Origin of the sequence: Corynebacterium glyciniphilum AJ 3170, from assembly GCF_007673095.1 — a bacterium.
In the GTDB taxonomy this organism is placed as follows: Bacteria; Actinomycetota; Actinomycetes; order Mycobacteriales; family Mycobacteriaceae; genus Corynebacterium.
The window spans coordinates 222,515-230,278 of record NZ_VDYZ01000004.1 but is presented as its reverse complement, the minus strand read 5'-3'; the positions used below and the strand labels follow the sequence as shown (position 1 = coordinate 230,278).

Here is a 7,764-nt window from a genome sequence, read left to right as displayed (position 1 = left end):
CGTGTTCACTTCTGTCAAGGACTTGAATGCGAAGATCCGGGAGTTTATCACCGGGTGGAACAAACGCAAGCACCCGTTCGTCTGGACGAAAACGGCTGACGAGATCCTGGCGAAAGCGAACCGGCAACCAACTTCAGAAACTAGACACTAGGAGAACCACATCTTGCGGTCGTTGATCCACTCTGACTGGATTACGATAGGTGATTGACTCACTCTGAAGGCCGAAAATCCGTTTTACTATTCCTGTAGTAGTTTCAGAAGAGAATCAGCACTCAGCCCCCCTAAAGAGTCAATATATTTACCACTTGCGAAATATTGTTAGAATCACTTTTCTCCCGTTTCTATAAGCTCCAATAGGTCGCCCGCAAAAGCTCCCCCTAACGCTTCGGCTCCCGCCTCAATTTTCATACACACCGCCGCGATAGTATATTTCGAAGAATACTGATAGAGGAAAAAGTTAAATAGATCAGCAGACCATGTCGCAAAAATAACAACTGAAGCTATCCATAGTGCAAGAAATACGCTAAACGCAACTCTTCCGCCCACACTTCCCAAGTCTAATGTCAAAGGAGTACATACCAGCTGAAAACTGAAGAACGGCAACGCAAGAAAAGCTATTCCCGATAAGTTTATCTTGGCAGTCGTTCTTGTCATTGATGAGGTAATTTCCGCAACTACAGGCGATAGTCCACTTTTTATTCTATCGGCCATATCTTCCGACTTAGGCGCATTATTTGAACCGTAGGCCTTACTGGTAAAAATAGTAACCCTTGCAACTTCTGATATGACGCGAGTTTTCTTGAAGTCGCCAATCTTTCTCTGCATGTCTCCCGCAGGTAAAAGCAGAGGAATACCACAAGCCAGTGCGATAATTACTGCCGATAGCCGACCAGGATTAGCGTAAGTGCCGACTATATTGTATGCCGAGTATGACCATGATAGAAGTACCATGGCGAACATAAGTGCCCGTACCCTTGATATCGGCTGCTCCAAGACTCTGCGAGAATATATTCTCGATTCATAGTCGAGACGGACCCAGTTCACTCCATGAGCCATCCTACCGTGATTATCCCATAGATTATTATCGTCAACAACAGAGGTCGGCAAGTTCGCTATTTTCTTCTCCGGAGAGAATATAAATAGTGAAGATATCGCCGCACCAATCCAGATAGATACGGTAGTTATCAGCGATGCTGCTGCTGCCACATTTTCAAATTGCAAGATTTTCCTTCAACAGAGCCTAAAAAGCGCAAAGAATGTTATCGTCTCTTGTATCAGGAGTGATCTGCTCTAACCCTCGTCCGTACTCAACGCAGCAACAAACGCCTCCTGTGGGACGGACACCGACCCGATGGACTTCATACGCTTCTTGCCTTCCTTCTGCTTCTCCAGCAGCTTCTTCTTACGGGAAATGTCGCCACCGTAGCACTTGCTCAGGACATCCTTACGCAAAGCGCGAATATTCGTCCGAGAAATCACCTTCGCGCCGATCGCGGCCTGCACCGGCACCTCGAACTGCTGGCGAGGGATCAGCTCCTTGAGCTTCTTCGTCATCTTGTTGCCGTAGTGCAGCGCGTGGTCCCGGTGCACGATCGCACTGAACGCGTCTACCGGCTCCCCCTGCAGCAGGATGTCCACCTTCACCAGGTCAGCCTCCTGCTCGCCGTTCTCCTCGTAGTTCAGCGAGGCGTAGCCCTTCGTCCGGGACTTCAGCATGTCGAAGAAGTCGAACACGATCTCTCCCAGCGGCATCCGGTATCGCAGCTCCACCCGGTCCGTCGACAAGAAGTCCATGTTCTTCATCTGGCCACGTTTCGACTGACACAGCTCCATCGTTCCACCGAGGAATTCCTCCGGCACAATGACCGTAAGATCCACCATCGGCTCATAGACCTCCCGCAACTTGCCCTCCGGCCAGTCCGACGGGTTCTGAACATGCATCTCCGTCCCGTCTTCCCCCACCACACGGTAGACCACAGACGGTGCGGTCGAGATCAGGTCCAGGTCGAACTCGCGCTCCAGACGGTCGCGCGTGATCTCCATATGAAGCAAGCCCAGGAAGCCGCAACGGAAGCCAAAGCCCAGGGCAGTGGAGGTCTCCGGCTCAAACGTCAGCGACGCATCGTTCAACTGCAGCTTCTCGATGGCCTCGCGTAGCTCCGGGTACTGGTTCGCCGAGATCGGGAACAGCCCCGAGTACACCATCGGTGTGGGCTCGCGGTAGCCGGTCAGTGGCTCGTCTGCGCCGTTCACGGCCCAGGTGACCGTGTCACCCACCTTCGACTGGCGGACGTCCTTCGCGCCGGTGATGATGTAGCCCACCTCCCCCACGCCCAGCCCCTTGGACTTCTCGGGCTTCGGGGAGATGATGCCGACTTCCTGTGCCTCATGCGTGGCACCGGTGGACATCATCTGGATCTTCTGGCGCGGCTCCAGCGTCCCGTCCATCATGCGGATGTATGTCACCACACCGCGGAAGATGTCGTAGACGGAGTCGAAGATCAGCGCGCGGGCCGGGGCGTCCTGATCGCCCTCGGGGTGCGGGACCAGCTCGCAGACCTTGTCGATCATGTCGGGGATGCCCTCACCGGTCTTCGCCGAGATGCGCATGACCTCGTCTGGCTCGCAACCGATGATGTTAGCGATCTCCAGGGCGTACTTGTCCGGGTCCGCGGCCGGCAGGTCGATCTTGTTGAGGACCGGGATGATCTCCAGGTCCTTCTCCATCGCCAGGTACAGGTTCGCCAGTGTCTGCGCCTCGATGCCCTGGGCGGCGTCCACCAGCAGGATCGCGCCCTCACACGCCTCAAGTGCGCGGGAGACTTCGTAGGTGAAGTCCACGTGTCCGGGGGTGTCGATGAGGTGAAGCACCAGCTCCTCATCCTTGTGGGCGCATGTCTTCGGAACCCACGGCAGACGCACGTTCTGCGCCTTGATGGTAATGCCGCGCTCGCGCTCGATGTCCATGTTGTCGAGGTACTGGTCGCGCATGTCACGGTCCTCGATGACCCCGGACATCTGCAGGATGCGATCGGCCAGGGTGGACTTGCCGTGGTCGATGTGCGCGATGATGCAGAAGTTCCGGATCCGCGAGGGGTCAGTGAACGTCTCGCGGGCGTAGTTCTTCTGCTTGGGGGCCATGGGTGTCGTCCTCCTGGTGGTGCATGGTCCCGCCACGGATCGCCGCGGCAGGAAGATATCAGGCCGAGTCTACCGTGCCGTGGGGGCTCCATCCCCAAGACACTGTTTCCGCAGCCGGTCTCAACGGCCCCGACCTTGCCGGAAAGGCTGCCACTTCCAGCTGTCTTAGCCATTGCCGACGAACAGCTTAGGCGGACGGAAGACCTCAGCAATGAGAGTGATATAAATACCAAAAATAGCTTTTACTGGAGTGACAGGATCGACATGACCACTACCCGGAAAACACTTCTGATCATCGTCGCAGTGGCCGCCGCGCTGGTCACGGCTGTCTTAGTTTTCAGAATCTCGACTTATGAACCGCTTCGATCGACTTCCAGTCCCGCCGCGCAGGGCACATCAGTCTACGAGACGGACGGTCTCGTCGAAGAAGCCAATAGACTCCTCTACGAGGATCTACCGGCCCTCGGTAGCTTTGCTGCTGCACCCTCGACATCACCACGCACGCACCCGGCACCAGAGACTTCGACGTTTCGCCTCGCAGACCCCGACCCAACTCAACTTACCGATCCCCATGAGCCCCTTGCTTCGCAGCCTGACAATGCGTACGCACCACAACTGGAGGCTCCCGCTCCTAGAAATGCGCAGCACTCGGAACCTGACCCCGTTTACCCAGCATCAGCGAACATCGCTGATCCTGTCACCCCGGGTGCCTGGTGCAAGAAAGCGCTGGCCGGAACCACCGGATACACCAAGAACGGCGTCCCCATGACATGTACCTATGAAGCCGGCGAAGAGGTTCCACGGTGGCGAGCGTCCTGACGAAGAAGTCGAAAGGTGTGGCTCGACCGTAGCTCCGATACTTAAAAATCAGTAGTTCGGCGGCCACCGCCCACAGTTCGTGTCCGTCCCCCGCGCTAGAGTGGTCACCATGAATTCCGTACGGAATCCCCTGCGCCGGATGCTCGAGCGCTACTTCCACCACCGCGGCAACATGGACGACGGTTTGTCCGAACTCCACGCCAATCTCGGTCTCGACCAGTCCTCCCACACCGAGACCGCCGTCCGCGCCGTCACCGTCACCACCCCCACCGAAGACCATGCCCGCCCGGTCATCTACGCCCCCGACATGGATGGGCAAGCTGACCCCGGTGAGGTCGTCTGGTACCACGTCCTGCCCAACCGCGAGTCCACCCCCGAACTGCGCGCCTGCGTGGTCGTGGGCCGTAACCGCCACACCCTGCTCGGCATGCTCATCAGCTCCAACCCGGAGCACGCCGAGGACGACAACTGGGTCGCCATCGGCGCCGGCCTGTGGGACCCGCGGGGCAACGAGTGCTGGGCCCGCGCCGACCGCATCATCGAGATCCCGGAGGCCTCCATCCAGCGCCGCGGCGTGTCCATGCCGGAGCGCCGTTACGACCGCCTCGCCAACGCCCTGCGCCGCAACTACGGCTGGTCCTGACCCCGCGCCCCTCCCCCTCCAGCTACAACCAGAGACAGAATGACTGACCAACCCACACTGTTCGACCTGCACGCTCCCGCCTCCGACCTGCCCGACGGCGCCCACCACCGCTCCGCCTGGCTCGACAGCGCCCAACAACGCTGGATCCTCGCCCAGTACGCCGCCTGGGCGAAAGGCCCCGTCCCGCCGAACTCCCCGGTGATCCACGGGCACCCGATGAGTGTCTCCATGCTCTGCCTCGGCTGGCACTGGACGCCCGGCCGCTACACCCGGCGCGCCGTCGACGTGAACAACGCCCCCGTCCTGCCCGTGCCGGACTGGCTGGTCGAGCTGGGGCGTCGTGCGGTGGCGGAGACCACCGGTGACGCCGCCCTCGCTGCGTCCTACACCCCGGACGTCGCCCTGGTGAACCACTACCTCGATGCGGCGAAGATGGGGATGCACCGTGACGCCGACGAGCGCTCGGATGCCCCCGTGGTGTCGCTGTCCATCGGTGACACCTGCCGGTTCCGCTTCGGCAACGCCGAAACCCGCAACCGTCCCTACACCGACCTGTGGTTGGCCTCCGGCGACCTGTTCGTCTTCGGCGGCCCCGCCCGGCAGAACTACCACGGCGTGACCAAGGTGTACCCCAATACCGCCCCCTATGAGCTGGAGATCCACGGCCGGTTGAACATCACGCTGCGTCAGACGGGGTTGAGGGGATGAGCGCCCTGGTGACCGGGCCGGACGGGTTGGCACGCCCTGCGTGGGCGGGGTCGTCCGACCTGCTGCGCGAGTACTACGACACCGAGTGGGGCGTGCCGGTCACCGATGAACGTGGGCTGTTTGAACGCATCAGCCTGGAGGCGTTCCAGTCCGGGTTGAGCTGGGCGACGATCCTGCGTAAACGTCCCGCCTTCCGCGCCGCCTTCGACGACTTCGACCCGGACGCGGTCGCCGGCTTCGGTGAGGCGGAGTACGACGCCCTGATGCAGGACGCCGGCATCGTGCGCAACGCCCGCAAGATCCGGGCGACCATCACCAATGCGCGAGCCACCGTCGCGCTGCGGGGACGCTACGGCGCGGGCACCGGGCTGGCCGAGTTCGTCTGGTCCTTTCGTCCGGAGCGCACGCCGATCCCCGAGCGTATGGAGGACGTCCCGACCACCTCACCGGAGTCTGTCGCGCTGTCGAAGGCGCTGAAGAAGGAGGGATTCGTCCTCGTCGGCCCGACAACCATGTTCGCCCTGATGGAGGCTGTCGGCCTGGTCGATACCCACCTGACCGGCTCGCACCGGCGCGGATGCTCCGGGCTCTGGGACGCAGACGGGAAAAGTACCGGAGATCCCTGGTAGACACGTGTACTATCGTCTGCAAAACAGGAAGGCAGGCGAAGACACGATGACGAAAAGCATGACCCCCTTCGAGGCCCTCGAGATCGAGATGTGGAGCCTCCGCAACGCCCGGGAACGCAACGCCACCGTCCCCGTCTTGCTCGACTTCGCTGTGCGCCAGCGCGACCTGCCGTTGTCCGACGCCGTCGAGGCCACGATGCAGATCTTCCGCCGGTACCGCGCCCGCTACCGCCACAACGCACCCACCACCGCACGCACTGCCCGTCTCGTGCCGGAGATCGAGGCCTACTCCAACGGTTACCGCGCCGCCGACGGTGCCGCGCGTGTCTCCCTGTCGGAAACCTACGTGCTCGACATCGACCTCATCGCCGATATCGAGGACTCCGGCTACCGGCAGAACGAGACCCCGATGCTCGCCACGGAGGATGTCTGGCCCACCCTCGTCCACCGTCTGCACAGCATCGGCATGGTCGTGGAGATACAGGACGACCCGGCACAGGTCGAGCGCACCGGCCCCTTCACCCTCAACGTGCACACCGCACTGCCGGGTACCGTCCCGCCGGTGGACGTGGACACGTCATCGGCGTGGTACGTACTGCGTATCGCCCCGGAGCTCGGCGGTCCAGGCGCCGCCGAGGCCCTCGCCGTCATTGCGGAGGTGCTGGGCCATATCTTCCTGGCGCACGCCCCACAGGTCTGGTCGGATCCCCGTACGTGGTCGGACAGTGCAATGCCGTGGCCGCCGGACATGCCCACGACGAGTCACTGGTGGCTGCCATCCCGCCTGGTGGATCCGGACCTGCTGACCAGCCGTCACTTCACCGAAGTGCAGGCCCAGGAGGCGATGACGGCGGGCATGGTGGCGTTCGCGCGGGCCGGCCTGATTCCCCACCTCCCGGATTCGGGCGCGCTGGGCGCGGTGGACCGGTTGCCGAAGGAGTTCCGGTGGCGTGCGGTGATGGACGCCGCCGCGGAGATCGAGGCGATGCTCACCGGAGCCATGCCGCAGCGCATGGTGTACCCGCCGGCGGATGACCGGCGGACCCGTGACCTGAATGAGCCGTGACTGTTCGAAGGACTGCCCAGACATGGTGCCCTGTTCTGTGCTGTTCTGTTCCACCGTTCGGGCCCCGGGCTCCGGACACCTGGCAGAGGTAACGGTCCACCGGCAGAGCACCTGGTCGGATTCTGCCGCTGAACCGCCTGTTGCCTCTGCCGGTGCGCCCGCAGGTCTGCCACCACCACAGCGACCGTCCTGGTACGCCTGGATTTCTACCCTCCCCACCGAACTGGTAGTGTTCATCAGGTTGACCCGCGACCACTCGCGGCGTGTGCACCGCAACCGGCAGGACCTTGGGTCGGTTGTCAGAGACCGTGCACACGGCTCACCCGGGTGGAAGTGGCGAACGATCACCGATTCACCGTTCAGAAAGAGGTAAGCCGTATGGCTAACATCAAGCAGCAGAAGAAGCGCGTCCTCACCAACGAGGCCGCCCGCCAGCGCAACCAGGCTGTCCGCTCCCGCCTGCGCACCGAGACCCGCAAGTTCGAGGCTGCCGTCACCGCCGGCGACAAGGCTGCCGCCACCGCACAGCTGCGCATCACCAACCGCCTGTACGACAAGGCTGCCACCAAGGGTGTCATCCACAAGAACAACGCGGCCAACAAGAAGTCCGGCCTGGCTGCCCAGCTGAACAAGCTCGAGGGCTAATCCCGCTTTCTCCAGCGAGAACGACCCCGCTCCCGGTTCACACCGGGTGCGGGGTTTTCTGCTGAGCGAACACTCAGGGTTTTCATGTCCGACCCGACCGCTACTCTGTAGGA

Annotated in this window: 7 protein-coding genes and 1 pseudogene; 6 read left to right on the top strand and 2 right to left on the bottom strand. The window is 61.4% G+C overall.

Features of this window, described 5'->3' with window-relative positions:
- Positions 1–151: pseudogene (locus FS507_RS18435) on the top strand (IS630 family transposase); the annotation flags it as partial.
- A 173-nt stretch (positions 152–324) separates the two neighbouring features.
- Here FS507_RS18435 and FS507_RS05790 read toward each other — a convergent pair.
- Both FS507_RS05790 and lepA read right to left on the bottom strand, forming a co-directional pair.
- The gene (locus FS507_RS05790) at positions 325–1,206 is read right to left on the bottom strand and encodes a hypothetical protein (protein WP_145941832.1); all 882 of its coding nucleotides are present in this window, start codon (positions 1,204–1,206) and stop codon (positions 325–327) included.
- Between the two features lie 84 nt (positions 1,207–1,290).
- Positions 1,291–3,141, bottom strand: coding sequence for a translation elongation factor 4 (gene lepA, locus FS507_RS05785; RefSeq protein WP_145941831.1), 1,851 nt, complete (start codon positions 3,139–3,141; stop codon positions 1,291–1,293).
- 928 nt (positions 3,142–4,069) lie between these two features.
- On the opposite strand from lepA, the gene FS507_RS05780 reads away from it, so the two are divergent.
- The 5 genes from FS507_RS05780 (at position 4,070) to rpsT (ending at position 7,651) form a co-directional block, all read left to right on the top strand.
- Positions 4,070–4,603, top strand: coding sequence for a type II toxin-antitoxin system PemK/MazF family toxin (locus tag FS507_RS05780; RefSeq protein ID WP_145941830.1), 534 nt, complete (start codon positions 4,070–4,072; stop codon positions 4,601–4,603).
- Positions 4,604–4,642: 39 nt separating this feature from the next.
- Positions 4,643–5,311, top strand: coding sequence for an alpha-ketoglutarate-dependent dioxygenase AlkB family protein (locus FS507_RS05775; RefSeq protein WP_145941829.1), 669 nt, complete (start codon positions 4,643–4,645; stop codon positions 5,309–5,311).
- A complete protein-coding gene (locus FS507_RS05770) occupies positions 5,308–5,940 on the top strand; it encodes a DNA-3-methyladenine glycosylase I (protein ID WP_145941828.1) in 633 nt (210 codons plus the stop codon). The genes FS507_RS05775 and FS507_RS05770 overlap by 4 nt, the downstream gene beginning before the upstream one ends.
- Before the next feature lie 46 nt (positions 5,941–5,986).
- On the top strand, positions 5,987–7,006 hold the full coding sequence (locus tag FS507_RS05765; RefSeq protein WP_186314570.1) for a hypothetical protein: 1,020 nt from the start codon (positions 5,987–5,989) through the stop codon (positions 7,004–7,006).
- Positions 7,007–7,384: 378 nt separating this feature from the next.
- Positions 7,385–7,651 (top strand): 30S ribosomal protein S20, encoded by a 267-nt coding sequence (rpsT, locus tag FS507_RS05760; RefSeq protein ID WP_145941827.1) that lies wholly within the window; start codon positions 7,385–7,387, stop codon positions 7,649–7,651.
- Positions 7,652–7,764 lie beyond the last annotated feature (113 nt).